The following is a 14,601-nucleotide window of genomic DNA, read 5'->3' as shown; positions in this document are numbered from 1 at the left end:
CCGATGGCCGCCGCGCCGCTCAGGGGCGGCCGGGTACGCCGATCACGATCTACGGCTCGCCGGCCGGCGTCATGGCCGGACCTGTGAAGCCGAACGGGCCGGGGGTTTGACCCAGGTGCCGTCGCGGCGGGCGAGCAGCTCGCCCAGCAGCGCCTCCCACTGGGCGCCGATGACGTCGGCGTCGTAGAGGCGCGCGGTCTCCACGCCGCCCGCGGCGAGTCTGCGGCGCAGCGGCTCGTCCTCGATGACCCGCAGGATGGCGGCGGCGAGGTTGGCGTTGGTGCGCGGCTTGACCAGCAGCCCGTCGGACTCGTGCGTGATCATTTCCTTGGGGCCGTGGGGGCTGTTGAAGCTGACGATCGCGAGCCCCTTGGCCATGGCTTCGAGGATGGTCATGGGGAAGCCCTCGTGGCGGGAGCTGAGCACGAAGATGGAGGCCTTCTCCAGCTCGGCGCCGACGTCGGAGGTGGCTCCCGGCAGCTCGACCACGCCGTCGAGCCCCGCCTCGGTGATCTGGGCGCGCAGGTTGTCCTCCTGGGGGCCGGCGCCGAAGATGCGCAGCTTCCAGTCGGGATGGGCCCGGGCGACCTCCTCCCAGGCGGTGATGAGCCGGTGGAAGCCCTTGAGCCGGGTCAGCCTGCCGACGGCGATGACGACCTTGGCGTCGAGTTTGGCGACGTCGCCGCTCAGCGGCGGCACGGCGTTGGGGATGCGGGCCAGTTTCCTGGGCTTCTTGGTCAGGGTGGCGCGGTAGTCGCGCTGGTCGGCCTTGGTGAGGGTGACGAGCGCGTCGAGGCGGCGGTAGCGCCACTTGATGAGCGCCTGCATGGAGTCGGGCTGCGTGCGCAGGGCGACGTGCTCCTGGCCGATGGTGATGACACCGGGCAGGGCTAACTGGGCCATGACGAGGTTGAGCCCCGGCCGGGTGGCCATGAGCACGCCGGTGTCGAGCGAGCGGATGTAGCGGGCCAGCTTGAGGTCGGTCCACAGGGTGAAGCGATGGTACGCCGACTCGCCCGGGGGGATCAGCTTGCTGGGCAGTTTGGACAGCATCGCGCGCATCGGGTCGAGACCCGGATTGACCCGGTCGTCCAGATATCGGAACTTGACCCGCGGATCGACGGGAAAGAACGGCTCCTCGGCCTCCCGCAGCACACTGACGATCTCGACGTCGTGCTCACGTGCCAGGTAGCCGGCGACGTTGAACACGGTCCTGATCGTGCCGCCCATGCCGTTGGCGTGCAGGAGGAGGATGCGGATCCGGTCGATCGACGGAGGCGGCGCGCCGCGCTTCTTGCGCCGGTTGTATCCCCTGTACAGCCGGACCATCGCTGACTTGCCCTTGCGTGCCAGTGCGCGCACCTGTGGGATCCCTCCTTGTCGCGAGAGTGTCACAACACACATGGCCGGTGGCGAGACGTTCTCGCCACCGGCGCTTTCGTATTGGCTCAGATGGAGTGCGCCGTCAGTCCCCGTGGCGCTATCCCCACCTATGATCATTAGACGCCATAAAGGGTCTTAAGGTTGCATGTGCGACTGACGCGGGGCCCACGTGCGGGCGGGCATGGGACGAACAGGGTGAACCGGACGGCCGGGACGCCGGCCCGGCCGTCCGGTCATGTCACCGGGTCACGCCTCGTCGGGCTTCCTGGTTTCCTTCTTGATCTCCTTGGCCTGGCGATCCGCCTTCATCGCCTGCTTCTTGGCCTTGCCGGACTTGGCGGACGGTTTCTTCTTGATCTCGGACATGGTTTCCCCCGTGTGGATTCTTGTGCCGATCGGCACACTAAGCCGCTTAATACCCGTTTGACACTGAAACCCGACATAGCATCAATAACCACTCCGAAATGTCACAGCAGGGTCAGTTGTTGCGGCTGGGGCCGCTGTCGACCGGCGGGCCGGGACGGCAGCCGCCTGGCCCGGGCCGGGGACGCCCGGCCGACGCCGTGGCGCGCGGCCAGCTCCTTGACCTGGCCGGTGACGCGCTCCTGGTAGGCCTTGGGCGCGTAGGCGCCTCTGCCGTACAGCTCGAGATAGCGCGGCACCAGTCGTGGGTGCTCGCGCGCGAGCCACGCCAGCCACCACTCGCGCGCCCCCGGACGCAGGTGCAGCACGATCGGCGCGATGTGGGTGGCGCCGGACGCGGCGATCTCCCTGACCGTGCGCGCCAGCTGGGCGGGGGAGTCGGTGAGGTAGGGCAGGATCGGCGCCATCAGCACACCGCAGCCGATGCCGTGGTCGTTGAGCGTGGCGCACACCTCCAGCCGCCGGTGCGGGGCGGGGGTGCCGGGCTCGACCGCGCGCCAGACGTCGGGGTCGAGGAAGCCCGCCGACACGTTGGCGCCGACCTCGGTGACCTCGGCCGCCTCGGTGAGCAGGTCGAGGTCGCGCAGGATGAGGGTGCCCTTGGTGAGGATGGAGAACGGGTTGGCGGCGTCGCGCAGCGCGGCCAGGATGCCGCGCATCAGGCGGTAGCGGCCCTCGGCGCGCTGGTAACAGTCGACGTTGGCGCCCATCGCCACGTGGCCGCCCTGCCAGCGGGGCGCGGCGAGCTCCCTGCGGGCGAGCTCGGCCGCGTTGACCTTGACGACGATCTTGGAGTCGAAGTCGGCTCCGGCGTCGAGGTCGAGGTATTCGTGCGATTTGCGGGCGAAGCAGTAGACGCACCGGTGCCCGCAGCCCCGGTAGGGGTTGATCGTATGGGTGAACGGGACCTGGCTGGCCGCCGGAACCCGGTTGATGATCGAGCGAGCCCGGATCTCGTAGAAGGTCATGCCCCTGAACTCGGGGGTGTCGAAGGTGCGGGTGACCGCGCCGCCGGAGAACAGCGGCACGGCCGGATCGGCCTGGTCGCCGGTGGCGGTCAGGCGCAGGTTGTCCCAGCGCATCCCATGATTAGAACAAAGGTTCGATGATGATCGCAAACGCAAAGTGACGGCAATTACCTGCCCAGGCGGGGGCTAATGATCTTCAGGGTTGGGCAGGAAACCCGGACAGAGCTTGCGTTCCGGAGGTGCGTCTATGGCCTGGTCGCAGGATGAGGAGCGGATGCTCGCGCAGATCGAGCGGCATCTGGTCGATGACGACCCCCGGCTCGTCGCCCGGCTGGAGTCGTTCAACGAGCGAGTGCGCCGCAGCGAGGCCAGGGACGGCGCCGACGGTGGCGGCAGGCGTGGGCCGCGCCGCTCCACCATCATCATCCTGATCAGCTGGCTGCTCATCGCGACCTTGGTCGCCACACTCCTGATCATGGTTCTCCAGCACGAGGCGGCCACCCTGGCCGCGTCCCTCTGACGACCGTCATCACCCCGCGTGCCGCCGTTCGTCCGGCCCGAGTCAGGCCGCCCCGAGGTCGAAGGGGACGCGGTGAGGCGTCAGAGGCCGCGGAGGAAGGCGGCCGCGATGGGGGCGGCCACCTTGCCGCCCCCGCCGCCGCCTTCCACCACGACCGCGAACGCGACGTCACCCTTGAAGCCCATGAACCAGGCGTGCGAGTCGAGCTTCTCGCCGGTGCCGTACTCGGCGGTGCCCGTCTTGCCACGGGTGCCGGCCGGCAGGCCGGCGGACTTGGCGGTGCCCTTGGTGACGACGGCGGCCATCATGGCGTGCAGCCCCGACTTGACCCCGTCGGGCAGCGGTTGCTCGCCGGCCTTCTGCTTCAGGTCGGGCACCAGGGTGGGCGGCCGCCAGGTGCCGTCGGCGATGGCCGCGGCGACCGACGCCATCGAGAGCGGGCTGGCGGTGATCCGGGCCTGCCCGAACGCCTCGGCGGCCAGCTCGGCGTCGGACTGGGCGCGGGGGAAGCTCGCCTTGGTGGCGGGCACGCCGATGTTCAGCGGCTGGTTGAAGCCGACCTGCTCGGCCGTCTCCAGCAGCTTGGCGGCGCCGAGGTGCTGCTTGGCCAGCGGGGCGAACGTGGTGTTGCACGAGTGGGCGAAGGAGTCGAGGAACGACAGCGACCCGAAGTGCTCCTTCTCGGAGTTGCGGATCTTCAGGCCGCCCACGGTCGCGTACTGCGGGCAGGTGACCGTGTCCTTGGGCGACAGCCCGGCGGCCAGTAGCCCGATGGCGGTGACGGCCTTGAACGTCGACCCGGGCGGGTAGCGGCCGTCCAGCGCCCGGTTGAAGCCGCCCTGGTTGTTGACCACGGACAGGATCTCGCCCGTGCTCGGTCTGATGGCGACCAGGGAGGTGGGCTTGTCGACGTCCTTGACGGCGGCGACCGCGGCGGCCTGGGTGGCGGCGTCGAGGGTGGTGCGCACGGGTTCGCCGTCGGTGCCGGCGATGGTCGCGAGCGTCTTGCCGCCGGCCTGGATCTCGGTGGTCGGAGTGCCGGCCAGCCGCTTCTCGAAGGTCTCCTGCAGCCCGCCGCGCCCGACCGCCTGGCCGGTCTTGTAGGCGGCGCCGAGTTTGCCCACGTCCTTCTTGGTCGCCTTGTCCAGGTAGCCGACGAGCTGCTGGACCGACCCGCCGACGGCGCCGGTGTCGATGCGCTCGCCGCCGGCGTCGGTGATCTCGGCCCGGTCCGGCCAGCGCGTCTTCAGCGCGAACGACGCGCCCGAGGTCAGTGACGGGTGCAGGGTCGCGGGTGTCCAGGCGACCTTCCAGGCGCGGTCGGCCACGGTCAGGTCGAGCCTTCCCTGGTAGGTCCACTCGCCGACGTTCTTCAGCTTGACGGTGGCGGTGTAGGGGACGGTGGCCCGGTCGTCGCCCGGGCTGACCTGGCCGAGCTCGACGGTGGTCGACTCGACGCCCAGGCCGGTGCGCATCTGGTCGTAGGCGGTCAGCGGCTGCGGGGTGGCGAGCTCGGCGGTCATGGCCGGCTTGTCACCGGCCTGCCAGGCGGCGGCGAACCGCTGCGCGGTCTCGGCGGGAGTGCCCCGGGTGTGCAGCAGGTAGTAGGCGCCCCCGCCGGCGGCGCCCGCCACCAGCAGGGAGACGCCGGACACGATTGCGATGGTGCGGCCACGCGCCACTGGTCAGCCCCCTGGTCGTCGGCAGCGTTTCCTCGGATGGGTCCCCGAGCTTAGCGGGGACGAATCAGGACATGCCGCTGGCGGCTTTGAAGCTGGCGGCGTAGGTGGGCACGTACTCCTGCCCGGACTCCTTCTGGATCGCCGACATGATCTCGTCGGTGACGCGCCGCCGGTCGCGAGCGTTGGCGTGGTCGCCCTTGAACGTCAGCGGCGCGCCGATGCGGATGCCGATGCTGGCCGGGCGCGGCACCTTGGCGCCCACGGGCAGCACCTTCTCGGTGCCGGAGAGCGCGACCGGCAGCACCGGCGCGCCGGTCTTGAGCGCCAGCCAGGCCACGCCGATCTTGCCGCGGTAGAGGCGGCCGTCGGGGGAGCGGGTGCCCTCGGGATGGATGCCGAACAGCTCACCCCGCTCCAGCAGGTCGGCGGCGGCGTCCAGCATCGACTGCGCGGCGTGCGCGCTGTCGCGGTCGGTGGGCAGGCTGCCGCCGAGCCGCATGAACCAGCCGGAGACCGGGTTGCCGGAGAAGTACTCGTTCTTGGCGGCGAACGTGACGTGGCGTGGCAACAGCGCGGGAAGCAGGAACGAGTCGAGCACCGAGAGGTGGTTGGCGGCCAGGATGGCCGGCCCCGTCCGAGGCACGTGCGTCGCGCCGGAGATGTGCGGGCGGCACATCACATGCGCGAGCGGCGTGGCGGCGAACTTGACCACTTGGTACAGCAACATGCGCTCCTGATGATCGTTGGTCGGCCACCCCACCATAAAGCAGGCGCCCCGGCTGGGACCGGAGCGCCTACAAAAAACACGTTAAGGCCGATGTGGCGGTCGCCTCCTCGGCGAGATGCACAACACGGCTCCAGCCGAACGGTATTCCGTGAAGGCGGTAATTTGCGGCCCGGGGGACACAGACCACATCGGCCATTCGACTCTAACGGACATCCGGCAGGCCGTATTCCACCTGCCCCAAAGAATCGGTCACGTTCTGGTCCAGTGCGGCTGGACCACGTCGAAGACCCGCAGCTCACGGCCACGCAACGCGACCTCGGCGAACTGCCACAAAATCGCCCCGGTGGGCGCGTGGATGACGATCGACGGCCCGAGCGGCATCTGCAGCAGCTCGCCTCGCCAGCGCGGCACCCCCGGCGCCAGGAACCACTCCAGCGGCACGTCGTGCACCGACGCCACCTCGCGCGGGTCGGGCACCGGTCGCTGCCTGCCGCCGAAGGCCACCACCGGCGTGATGACGAACCCCGAGTCGGTGACGAAGTCGTCGAGCAGCCCCGTCACCTCGACCCCGGTGACCGCGGTCTCCTCGGCCAGCTCCCGCAGCGCCGCCTCGACCGGCTGCTCGCCGTCGTCGAGCCGGCCTCCGGGCAGCGCCCACTGCCCGGGGTTGCGGCCGTGCGGCGCGCGCCTGATGAGGATCGTGTACGGCCGGCGATCGGGGTCCTCGAGCACGCACACGGTGACGGCGGCGCGGCGGACCCCCTCGGCGGGCGGCACCTGCCTGCGGTCGAAGGCGGTCAGGTTGGCGCTGATCAGCTCGCGCAGCTCGTCGATCGGGGGAAGCACCCGCCCAGCTTCTCACGCGCCCGCCCGCAGCTCAGGACACGGTCACCCCGTCGCGCCCGGCCCCCGGCAGCCGTACGGTGACGCTCAGCCCGCCCGCCGGGCGCGCCCGGGCGGTGACCGCGCCGCCGTGCGCGTCGACGATCGCGCGCACGATCGACAGGCCGAGCCCGGAGCCGCGCGCCGACCGCACCCGGTCGCCCTGCAGCCGCCGGAACGGCTCGAACAGATCCTCCACCTCGTACGCCGGGACGGGATGGCCGGTGTTGTCCACGGTCAGGATCGCGTCGTCGCCGTCCAGGCGCAGGCTCACCGTCACCTCGCCGTCGCGCACGTTGTACTTGACCGCGTTCTCCAGCAGGTTGAACACGCACCGCTCCAGCAGCAGCGGGTCGCCCACGACGAGGGCCGGCCGCAGGTCGTCGCGCAGGGTGAGCCGCCGCCTGCGGGGATGCGGGTCGAGTTGTTCCAGCGCGGCCCGTACGACCTGCTCGGCGTCGACGGTCCGGTGCACGGCGAGCTCCTGCTCCGACTCGGCCAGCAGCAGCAGCCCCTCGATGAGCCGTTCGTAGCGGGCGTTGGTGCCCAGCAGCGCCCGCGCCAGCGCCTTCAGATCCGGCGACGCCTCGGGTTCCTCCAGCGACACCTCCAGCACCGTACGGTTGATCGCCAGCGGGGTGCGCAGCTCGTGGGAGGCGTTGGCGATGAACCGCCGCTGACCGTCGAACACCCGGTGCAGCCGGTCCAGCATCGCGTCGAACGTGTCGGCCAGCCGTTTGACCTCGTCCGGCGGGCCGTTCAGCGCGATCCGCTCGTGCAGCGTGCTCTCCGACAGCCGCCGCGCCGTGTCGGTCACCCGGTCGAGGGGGCGCAGCGCCCGGTCGGCCACGAGATAGCCCAGGACCACCGCCACGATCCCGATCAGCACCATGATGACCACGGAGGAGCGCAGCATCTCGTCGAGCACGCCGTCGGCCCGCTGTCGGACGTCCGTCTCCAGCTGCCGGAACATGACGTCGTGCTGGAGGGGCGAGCCGCCGGCTCCCGGAGAGGCCGCCGGGCCGATCACCGTCGACTTGACCGCGAACCGCTCGTTGAGTGCCCGCCCGGTCAGCAGGTAGGTCGACCACAGCAGCAGCGAGCCGGCCACGAAGAACAGGCCGCCGTACAGGAGGGTGAGCCGCATCCGCAGGCCCAGCCTCTTCCACGGCGGCGCGACGCGTCTCACAACCGGTATCCGCGGCCGGGCACGTTCTCGATCACCGTGGGTGCGCCGAGCTTCTTGCGCAGCGAGGTGAGGGTGACGCGCAGCACGCCGCTGGCGGGGTCGGCGTACTCGTCCCACGCGCTTCTGCGCAGCTCCGCCGAGGCGACCAGGCGGCCGTCGGCGCGCAGCAGCTCGCGCAGCACGTCGAACTCCTTGCGGTTCAGGGTGATCTGCCGCCCGTCGCGGGTCACCGTGCGGCGGCCGGGGTCGAGCCTGATCCCGGCCCGCTCCAGCGCGGCCGGCCGCGCCCGGGGGGAACGGCGGGCCAGCGTCCGGATCCGGGCCACCAGTTCGGCGAACACGAACGGCTTGACCAGATAGTCGTCCGCGCCCAGCGACAGCCCGCCGACCCGCTCGCTCACCCGCCCGGCCGCCGTCAGCATGAGGATCCGGCTGGCCGGCGCGGCGCAGGCCAGCTCGGCGCACACGTCGTCGCCGTGCACCTCGGGCAGGTCGCGGTCCAGGACGACGACGTCGTAGTCGACGTAGCCGGCCAGCTCCAGGGCCTCCTGCCCGTCGTACACGACGTCGACCGCCATGGCGTGCAGCCGCAGGCCCCGCGCGACGGCGTCGGCCAGCTCCTCCTCGTCCTCCACGACGAGCACCCGCATCGGCCACCCCTTTCCCGTTCCGCTGTCGAGCGTGGCGGATCAGGTGTTAGCCGCGAATAAGGAGATCACCGGCTTATCTGCGTTTAGCACCAGGACCGGTGAAGTGTGCATCGCGCCCCGGGCGAACGACCCGCGGCGCGAAGGAGTGACAGTCATGAACGTCCGACCGGTACTGGCCACGTTGCCCCTGATCCTGGCGCTGGCCGCGTGCGGCGGTGCTCCCGCGAAGCAGGACGGGGTGGCCAGCGCGGCCAGCGGCTCCGCCACGGCCACGGCCTCGACGGCCGCCACGGCGACGGGCGGCGCCTCGGCGCCCGCCGATCCGAGGGAGGCCCAGCTCAAGTTCGCCCAGTGCATGCGCGAGCACGGCGTGCCCATGGACGACCCCGAGCCCAACGGCGCCATCAGGATCAAGATGAAGAAGGGGATGGAGCAGCAGGTCGAGGAGGCCCAGCAGGCGTGCAAGCACTTCATGGACGCCGCCATCGGCGACCGCATGGGCCGGCCTGACCAGAAGACGCAGGACCGGGCGCTCAAGTTCGCCCAGTGCATGCGCGAGCACGGCATCCACATGGAGGACCCGAGCTCCGACGGCAAGTTCAAGATTGACATCCCGGCCGGAACACCGGAGGAGAAGCTCAACGCGGCCCACGAGGCGTGCAAGGAGTTCGACCTCGGCGGTGGCCCGCGATGAGGAGAAGCCTCACCCTGGCCGGCGGCGGCCTGCTGGCCGCCGCCGCGGCCTGGACGGGGATGGTCCTGCTCGGCGAGTCCGGCACCGGCTCGGCGGAGCCCGCCACGCCGGCCGTCCCGGCCACGGCGCAGATCACCCGGCAGGACCTGGTGGACACCAAGACGGTCGACGGCTCGCTCACCTACTCCGGTGAACGCGAGGTGGGCACCGACGCCTCCGGCACGGTCACCTGGGTGCCCGCGCAGGGCGCGCTCATCCGCCGCGGGCGCCCGCTGCTCAGGGTCGACCGGAAACCGGTCGTCCTCATGTACGGCAAGCTGCCGCTCTACCGGGAGCTGCGGCAGGGCGTCTCCGACGGCCCGGACGTGAGGCAGCTGGAGCGCAACCTCAAGGCGCTCGGCTACGGCGAGTACCTGACGGTGGACGACCACTTCAGCTACGCCACCCACCTGGCGGTCCAGCGCTGGCAGGACGACCGGGGCCTGCCGGAGACCGGCCGGGTGGACGCCGCGCAGGTGGTCTTCCTGCCCGGGGTGGCCCGCGTGACCGACGTCAAGGCGGAGGTCGGGGGCAAGGCCGGCCCCGGACGGCCGGTCCTCACGGTCAGCGGCGTCCGGCGACTGGTGCACGTCGACCTCGGCACCGGCGACCAGGCCATGGCCCGCCGGGGCGCCAAGGTGACCGTCGAACTGCCCGGCGGCGAGCGGGCCACCGGGACCATCACCTCGGTGGGCACCGTGGCCGAGAGCTCCGGCGACGAGCGGGACGGCACCACCACCGTCGACGTGGACATCACGCTGGCCAAACCCCCCAAGACCAGGCTCGATCAGGCTCCCGTGGAGGTCGAGATGCAGAGCGAGCGGCACGAGAACGTGCTGGCGGTGCCCGTGGAGGCGCTGCTCGCGCTGCGCGAGGGCGGCTTCGGCGTCGAGGTGGTCGAAGGCGCCGCCACCCGGATCGTGTCCGTGAAGACCGGCGCGTTCGGCGGCGGGCTGGTCGAGATCGAGGGCGACGGGCTGGCCGAGGGCATGAAGGTCGGGGTGCCCGCCTCATGAACGGTCCCTGCCCCGTCGTGGAGCTGCGCGGGGTGTCGAAGGTGTATCCGGGGCGGGTGCACGCCCTGCGCGGGGTGGATCTGACCGTGGAGCCGGGTGAGCTGCTGGCCATCGTCGGGCCGTCGGGGTCCGGCAAGTCCACCATGCTGCACATGATCGGCACCCTGGACCGGCCCAGCGGCGGCACCGTACGGATCGCCGGATACGACGTCGCGGGGTTGTCCGACCGTGAGCTGTCCGCGTTGCGCGCCCGCCAGCTGGGCTTCGTCTTCCAGCAGTTCCACCTGGCTCCCGGCGTCAGCGCGCTGGACAACGTGGCCGACGGGCTGCTCTACACGGGCACCGGCCGGCGCGCCCGCCGCGAGCGGGCCGCCGCGGCGCTGGAACGGGTCGGACTCGGCCACCGGCTGACCCACCGGCCGTCCCAGCTGTCCGGGGGCGAGCAGCAGCGGGTCGCGGTCGCCCGCGCGGTCGCCGGGGACCCGCCCCTGCTGCTGGCCGACGAGCCCACCGGCAACCTGGACTCGGCCTCCGGCACCGAGGTGCTCGCCGTCCTGGGCGAGCTGCACGCGGCCGGCACCACGATCGCGATCATCACCCATGACACCGAGATCGCCGCCTGGTGTCCGCGCCAGGTCCGCGTCCGCGACGGCCGGATCGTCGCCGAGATGGGCTCCGAGATGGGCGCCGAGATGGGTGCTGAGGTCCGTGCTGAGGCCGGTGTCCCGATCGGTGAGGGGGGCGGTCGTGAAGCGTGAACGTCAGCGGGGGCCGGCGCCCGCCCGGCTCGCCGTCGCCGACGTGCTGCGGGTCGGGGCGTCCGGGCTGCGCGCGCGTCCCACCCGGGTGGTGCTGTCGGCACTGGGCATCGCGATCGGCATCGCCACCATGATCGCGGTGATCGGCATCTCGTCCTCCTCCCGCGAGCAGCTGCTGCGCCAGCTCGACCGGCTCGGCACCAACCTGCTGACCGTCGCGCCCGGCCAGACCATGTTCGGAGAGGAGGCCAAGCTGCCCATCGGCGCGCTGGCCATGGTCGAGCGCATCGGCCCGGTCCGCACCGCCGCCGCCACCGGCGGGACGGACGCCACCGTCCGGCGCACCCGGCACATCCCTGAGGCCGTCACCGGCGGCATCGCCGTCCAGGCCACCACCACCGGCCTGCTCGCCACGCTGGAGGGCGCGGTGGTGAAAGGCGCCTGGCTGAACGCCGCCACCGAACGCCGGCCCGCGGTCGTCCTCGGCGCCGAGTCCGCCCGGCGGCTCGGCCTGGCCCGCGCCGGGGTCCAGGTGTGGATGGGCGGGCGGTGGTTCACCGTCATCGGCATCCTCGGCCCGATGCCGCTGGCGCCGGAGATCGAGCGGTCGGCGCTGGTCGGCTTCCCCGCGGCGGAGGAGTTCCTCGGCTTCGACGGGCACCCCACGACGATCTACGAGCGGTCGGCCGACGAGGCCGTGGAGGCGGTGCGGGCGGTGCTGCCGCGTACGGTCAACCCGGAGAACCCGGAGGAGGTCACCGTCAGCCGGCCGTCGGACGCGCTGGCCGCCAAGGCGGCGGCCGCGGGCGCGTTCACGAACCTGCTGCTCGGGCTGGGCGCGGTCGCGCTGCTGGTCGGCGGGGTCGGCGTGGCCAACACGATGGTGATCTCCGTACTGGAGCGGCGCAGGGAGATCGGGCTGCGCCGCTCGCTGGGCGCCACGCGGGGGCAGGTGCGCGTCCAGTTCCTGTCGGAGTCGCTGCTGCTGTCAGCGCTGGGCGGCGTGGTCGGCTCGGTCTTCGGGGCGCTGGCCACCACCGGCTACGCGCTGGCGCGCGACTGGCCGCCCGTGGTGCCGCCCTGGGCGATCGGCGGGGCCATCGGCGCGACCCTGCTCATCGGCACCGTCGCCGGGATCTACCCGGCGATGCGCGCCGCGCGCCTGTCACCGACGGTGGCCCTGACGACCACCTGATCCGTACGGCTCGCCGCTCCCTGCCGCCCTGCCCGGGACTCCGGTCAGGGCGGCGTACGGTCATCACATCATGTTGCTGACCACGAGCCAGCCGAGGATGAAACCGATGATCATGGTCACGCCGGAGGTGATGGCCGCCCACTTGCCCAGGGACTCGCCCGGGGTGTGACCGACGATGCCCAGCACGATGCCGGCCAGGCCGAACAGGATGGGAATGAACAGCAGGGCCACCGCCGCGCAGACGAACGCGATGATCGACAGGATCGGCGTCGATCGGGCCTGGGGCTGCGGGTAGGGCGAACTGTAGGCCGGAGGCGGCGGTGGTGGTGCCTGCGACGACTGGGGGTCGCCGGCGCGCGGATCGTCGCCTGTGGGCGGGTTCTGCGGGGAGGCTATGACCTGTCTCCTCTCGAAACGCACCAGGTGGCGGCCCGTTCCTCACGTGATTCACATCACATACCGAATCTACTTCCATGTCGACCGAATGCCGCAAAGACCCCCATCGCGGTCAGGAAAGCCCCGGCGGCAGCGGCCGGGCGTGCACCACGTCCAGCCGGGAGACCGCCCGGGTGAGCGCCACGTACAGCCGGTTGAGCCCGCGCGGCTCCGCCTCGGCGATCGCGGCGGGCTCGGCCACCACCACGTGGTCGTACTCCAGCCCCTTGGCCAGCGAGGCGGGCAGCACGCTGAGCCGGTCATTCACGTCGAGGCCGGCGTCCCACAGCGCGGCCGTCAGCGACTCGGCGTCGGAGTCGGCCGCGATCACGCCGACCGATCCCTCGAAGGTCAGGGCGTCGCGAGCCGCCGCGACGACACCCCGCTCCAGGCCGGTCACACGGGTGACGCGCAGCCGCCCGTCGGAGCGGTAGGAGCGGGTGGCGGGCACGTCGGCGTCGAGCGTGGCCAGCAGCCGGTTGGCCAGCCGGACCACCGCGCCGGGCACCCGGAAGCCCGTGGTCAACGCCACGAACCGAGCCTCCGGCTTGCCGAGCCGCTCCATCACCGCGGGCCAGGATCCGGCGGCCCAGGGGGTGGTGCCCTGCGCCAGGTCGCCCAGCACCGTGACGGAGCCGTACTCGGTGCGCCTGGCGACCGCCCGGCACTCCATCGGGGACAGGTCCTGCGCCTCGTCGACGATGACGTGGCCGTAGCCGCGCGGCCGTTCGAGCTGCCCGGCGATCTCGTCGAGCAGCACCAGGTCGGCGGATGACCACTTGGCGCTCTTGTAGGTGCGCGGCGGGCGGGCCCAGGTGATGGCGGCCCGCTCGCCGGGGGTGAGGACACCGTCGCCGGCGCTGCCGGTCAGCACCTCGAACAGCACCTCCTCGGGTCGTACGGCCGGCCAGACGGCGTCCAGGCAGGGAGTGACGGCCCGGCCGGCCCGGCGCGTCCAGGCCGCGTCGATCGTCCGGCCGCGCGCCTCAGCCTGGCGTTCGACCAGCGAGACCACCCTGGCCCGTACGCGTTCGCGCCCGACCGTGTACGGCAGGCCCTCGCGCCGGGTGTCGTCGACGACGCGGCGCAGCTCGCTCTCGCCGACCCGCCACCGGTAGGAGCCGTCGGTCACCACGACCGGCTCGACCGGCCGCCGGACGCGGCGGAACAGGGCCGCGCGCAGCACCTCGGCCATCCGCAGGTCGTGCTTGACGGCGGCGGCGGCCGGGGTGTCGGCCGCCGTCACCGGCACGGCGGCCAGCAGCCCCTCCAGGGTGGTCTGCTCGACGTCGACCTCGCCGAGGGTGGGCAGCACGGCCGAGATGTAGCCGAGGAAGGCCCGGTTGGGACCCAGGACCAGCACGCCGCCGCGTCGCAGCCGCTGCCGGTGCGCGTACAGCAGGTAGGCGGCCCGGTGCAGGCCGACGGCGGTCTTGCCGGTGCCGGGAGCGCCCTGCACGCAGATCGACTCCTCCAGGTCGGCGCGCACCAGATCGTCTTGTTCGGGCTGGATGGTGGCGACGATGTCGCGCATGGGGCCGACGCGGGGACGTTCGATCTCGGCTGCCAGGATCCGGCTCTCGCCCTGCTCGCCGAGCGCGAGCCGTTCGTCCTCGAACGAGGTGAGCGTGCCGCCGGACCAGCCGAACCGGCGGCGCACCGCGACGTCCTGCGGGTCGCCGGCGCTGGCCCGGTAGAAGGCGCGCGAGACGGGCGCCCGCCAGTCGACGACGACCGGCGGGGCGCCGTGCTCGCCGGAGATGTGCCGCCTGCCGATGTGGTAGGCGCGCCCCGGATGCTCGGCCGAGCCGTGGCCGAAGTCGAGCCTGCCGAAGAACGGCGGGCCCTCCGGCTCCTCGCTCAGCTCCTTGGCCAGGCTCTTGAGATGGCGCCCGAGCCGCTCGGCGCTGTAGCGGTCGCCGGCCACGGTCTCGCCGACGATGACCGTGTCGCGTGCGGAGTCGAGCATCCTGCGCAGCCCGGCCCGGCACCGCTCGACGTACGCCCGCTCCTCTTCGAGCCCTTCCACGGCACCCTCCC

General features: G+C 72.0%; 14 protein-coding genes. 5 read left to right on the top strand and 9 right to left on the bottom strand.

Features of this window, described 5'->3' with window-relative positions; genetic code table 11:
* Positions 1-69: 69 nt before the first annotated feature.
* Both IEY82_RS05370 and IEY82_RS05365 read right to left on the bottom strand, forming a co-directional pair.
* Positions 70-1,362: a glycosyltransferase family 4 protein gene (locus tag IEY82_RS05370; protein WP_189122843.1), complete on the bottom strand. Its 1,293-nt coding sequence runs from the start codon at positions 1,360-1,362 to the stop codon at positions 70-72.
* A gap of 488 nt (positions 1,363-1,850) precedes the next feature.
* On the bottom strand, positions 1,851-2,888 hold the full coding sequence (locus IEY82_RS05365) for an Rv2578c family radical SAM protein (RefSeq protein ID WP_189122842.1): 1,038 nt from the start codon (positions 2,886-2,888) through the stop codon (positions 1,851-1,853).
* Positions 2,889-3,021: 133 nt separating this feature from the next.
* Between IEY82_RS05365 and IEY82_RS05360 the strand changes: the two genes are divergently transcribed.
* On the top strand, positions 3,022-3,294 hold the full coding sequence (locus IEY82_RS05360) for a DUF3040 domain-containing protein (RefSeq protein ID WP_189122841.1): 273 nt from the start codon (positions 3,022-3,024) through the stop codon (positions 3,292-3,294).
* Between the two features lie 80 nt (positions 3,295-3,374).
* On the opposite strand, the gene IEY82_RS05355 is transcribed toward IEY82_RS05360, so the two are convergent.
* The 5 genes from IEY82_RS05355 to IEY82_RS05335 form a co-directional block, all read right to left on the bottom strand.
* Complete coding sequence (locus tag IEY82_RS05355) at positions 3,375-4,949, bottom strand: penicillin-binding transpeptidase domain-containing protein (protein WP_225262256.1); 1,575 nt, start codon at positions 4,947-4,949, stop codon at positions 3,375-3,377.
* Between the two features lie 91 nt (positions 4,950-5,040).
* Positions 5,041-5,703 carry a lysophospholipid acyltransferase family protein gene (locus IEY82_RS05350; RefSeq protein ID WP_189122839.1) on the bottom strand — a complete coding sequence of 221 codons (663 nt, stop codon included), beginning with the start codon at positions 5,701-5,703 and terminating at the stop codon, positions 5,041-5,043.
* 249 nt (positions 5,704-5,952) lie between these two features.
* Complete coding sequence (locus IEY82_RS05345; RefSeq protein WP_189122838.1) at positions 5,953-6,549, bottom strand: NUDIX hydrolase; 597 nt, start codon at positions 6,547-6,549, stop codon at positions 5,953-5,955.
* Between the two features lie 31 nt (positions 6,550-6,580).
* On the bottom strand, positions 6,581-7,774 hold the full coding sequence (locus tag IEY82_RS05340) for a sensor histidine kinase (protein WP_225262258.1): 1,194 nt from the start codon (positions 7,772-7,774) through the stop codon (positions 6,581-6,583).
* Positions 7,771-8,424 (bottom strand): response regulator transcription factor, encoded by a 654-nt coding sequence (locus IEY82_RS05335; protein WP_189122837.1) that lies wholly within the window; start codon positions 8,422-8,424, stop codon positions 7,771-7,773. The genes IEY82_RS05340 and IEY82_RS05335 overlap by 4 nt, the downstream gene beginning before the upstream one ends.
* A 154-nt stretch (positions 8,425-8,578) precedes the next feature.
* On the opposite strand from IEY82_RS05335, the gene IEY82_RS05330 reads away from it, so the two are divergent.
* From IEY82_RS05330 to IEY82_RS05315, 4 genes are read left to right on the top strand one after another with little or no spacing between them, the layout of a single operon-like run.
* A complete protein-coding gene (locus IEY82_RS05330; protein ID WP_189122836.1) occupies positions 8,579-9,118 on the top strand; it encodes a hypothetical protein in 540 nt (179 codons plus the stop codon).
* On the top strand, positions 9,115-10,173 hold the full coding sequence (locus tag IEY82_RS05325) for an efflux RND transporter periplasmic adaptor subunit (protein ID WP_225262260.1): 1,059 nt from the start codon (positions 9,115-9,117) through the stop codon (positions 10,171-10,173). The genes IEY82_RS05330 and IEY82_RS05325 overlap by 4 nt, the downstream gene beginning before the upstream one ends.
* Positions 10,170-10,931 (top strand): ABC transporter ATP-binding protein, encoded by a 762-nt coding sequence (locus IEY82_RS05320; protein WP_189122835.1) that lies wholly within the window; start codon positions 10,170-10,172, stop codon positions 10,929-10,931. The genes IEY82_RS05325 and IEY82_RS05320 overlap by 4 nt, the downstream gene beginning before the upstream one ends.
* Positions 10,921-12,126: an ABC transporter permease gene (locus IEY82_RS05315; RefSeq protein ID WP_189122834.1), complete on the top strand. Its 1,206-nt coding sequence runs from the start codon at positions 10,921-10,923 to the stop codon at positions 12,124-12,126. Before IEY82_RS05320 ends, IEY82_RS05315 begins: the two co-directional genes overlap by 11 nt.
* A 63-nt stretch (positions 12,127-12,189) precedes the next feature.
* Here IEY82_RS05315 and IEY82_RS05310 read toward each other — a convergent pair whose 3' ends face one another.
* Together IEY82_RS05310 and IEY82_RS05305 are read right to left on the bottom strand one after the other, a co-directional pair.
* Positions 12,190-12,546, bottom strand: coding sequence for a hypothetical protein (locus IEY82_RS05310; RefSeq protein WP_189122833.1), 357 nt, complete (start codon positions 12,544-12,546; stop codon positions 12,190-12,192).
* 88 nt (positions 12,547-12,634) lie between these two features.
* Entirely contained in the window at positions 12,635-14,590 is a 1,956-nt protein-coding gene (locus IEY82_RS05305; protein WP_225262262.1) for a HelD family protein, read from the bottom strand.
* Positions 14,591-14,601: the final 11 nt, after the last annotated feature.

Origin of the sequence: Nonomuraea cavernae (assembly GCF_014646355.1) — a bacterium.
GTDB classification, from domain to species: domain Bacteria; phylum Actinomycetota; class Actinomycetes; order Streptosporangiales; family Streptosporangiaceae; genus Nonomuraea; species Nonomuraea cavernae.
Note: the sequence above shows the minus strand (reverse complement) of the source record. Positions and strands in the feature narration are given on the sequence as shown.

What these genes read in the sequence shown, in the direction of transcription:
- IEY82_RS05365 (WP_189122842.1), bottom strand. Translation starts at nt 2,888, where the DNA reads ATGCGCTGGGACAACCTGCGCCTGACCGCCACCGGCGACCAGGCCGAT.
- IEY82_RS05360 (WP_189122841.1), top strand. Translation starts at nt 3,022, where the DNA reads ATGGCCTGGTCGCAGGATGAGGAGCGGATGCTCGCGCAGATCGAGCGG.
- IEY82_RS05350 (WP_189122839.1), bottom strand. Translation starts at nt 5,703, where the DNA reads ATGTTGCTGTACCAAGTGGTCAAGTTCGCCGCCACGCCGCTCGCGCAT.
- IEY82_RS05335 (WP_189122837.1), bottom strand. Translation starts at nt 8,424, where the DNA reads ATGCGGGTGCTCGTCGTGGAGGACGAGGAGGAGCTGGCCGACGCCGTC.
- IEY82_RS05330 (WP_189122836.1), top strand. Translation starts at nt 8,579, where the DNA reads ATGAACGTCCGACCGGTACTGGCCACGTTGCCCCTGATCCTGGCGCTG.
- IEY82_RS05325 (WP_225262260.1), top strand. Translation starts at nt 9,115, where the DNA reads ATGAGGAGAAGCCTCACCCTGGCCGGCGGCGGCCTGCTGGCCGCCGCC.
- IEY82_RS05320 (WP_189122835.1), top strand. Translation starts at nt 10,170, where the DNA reads ATGAACGGTCCCTGCCCCGTCGTGGAGCTGCGCGGGGTGTCGAAGGTG.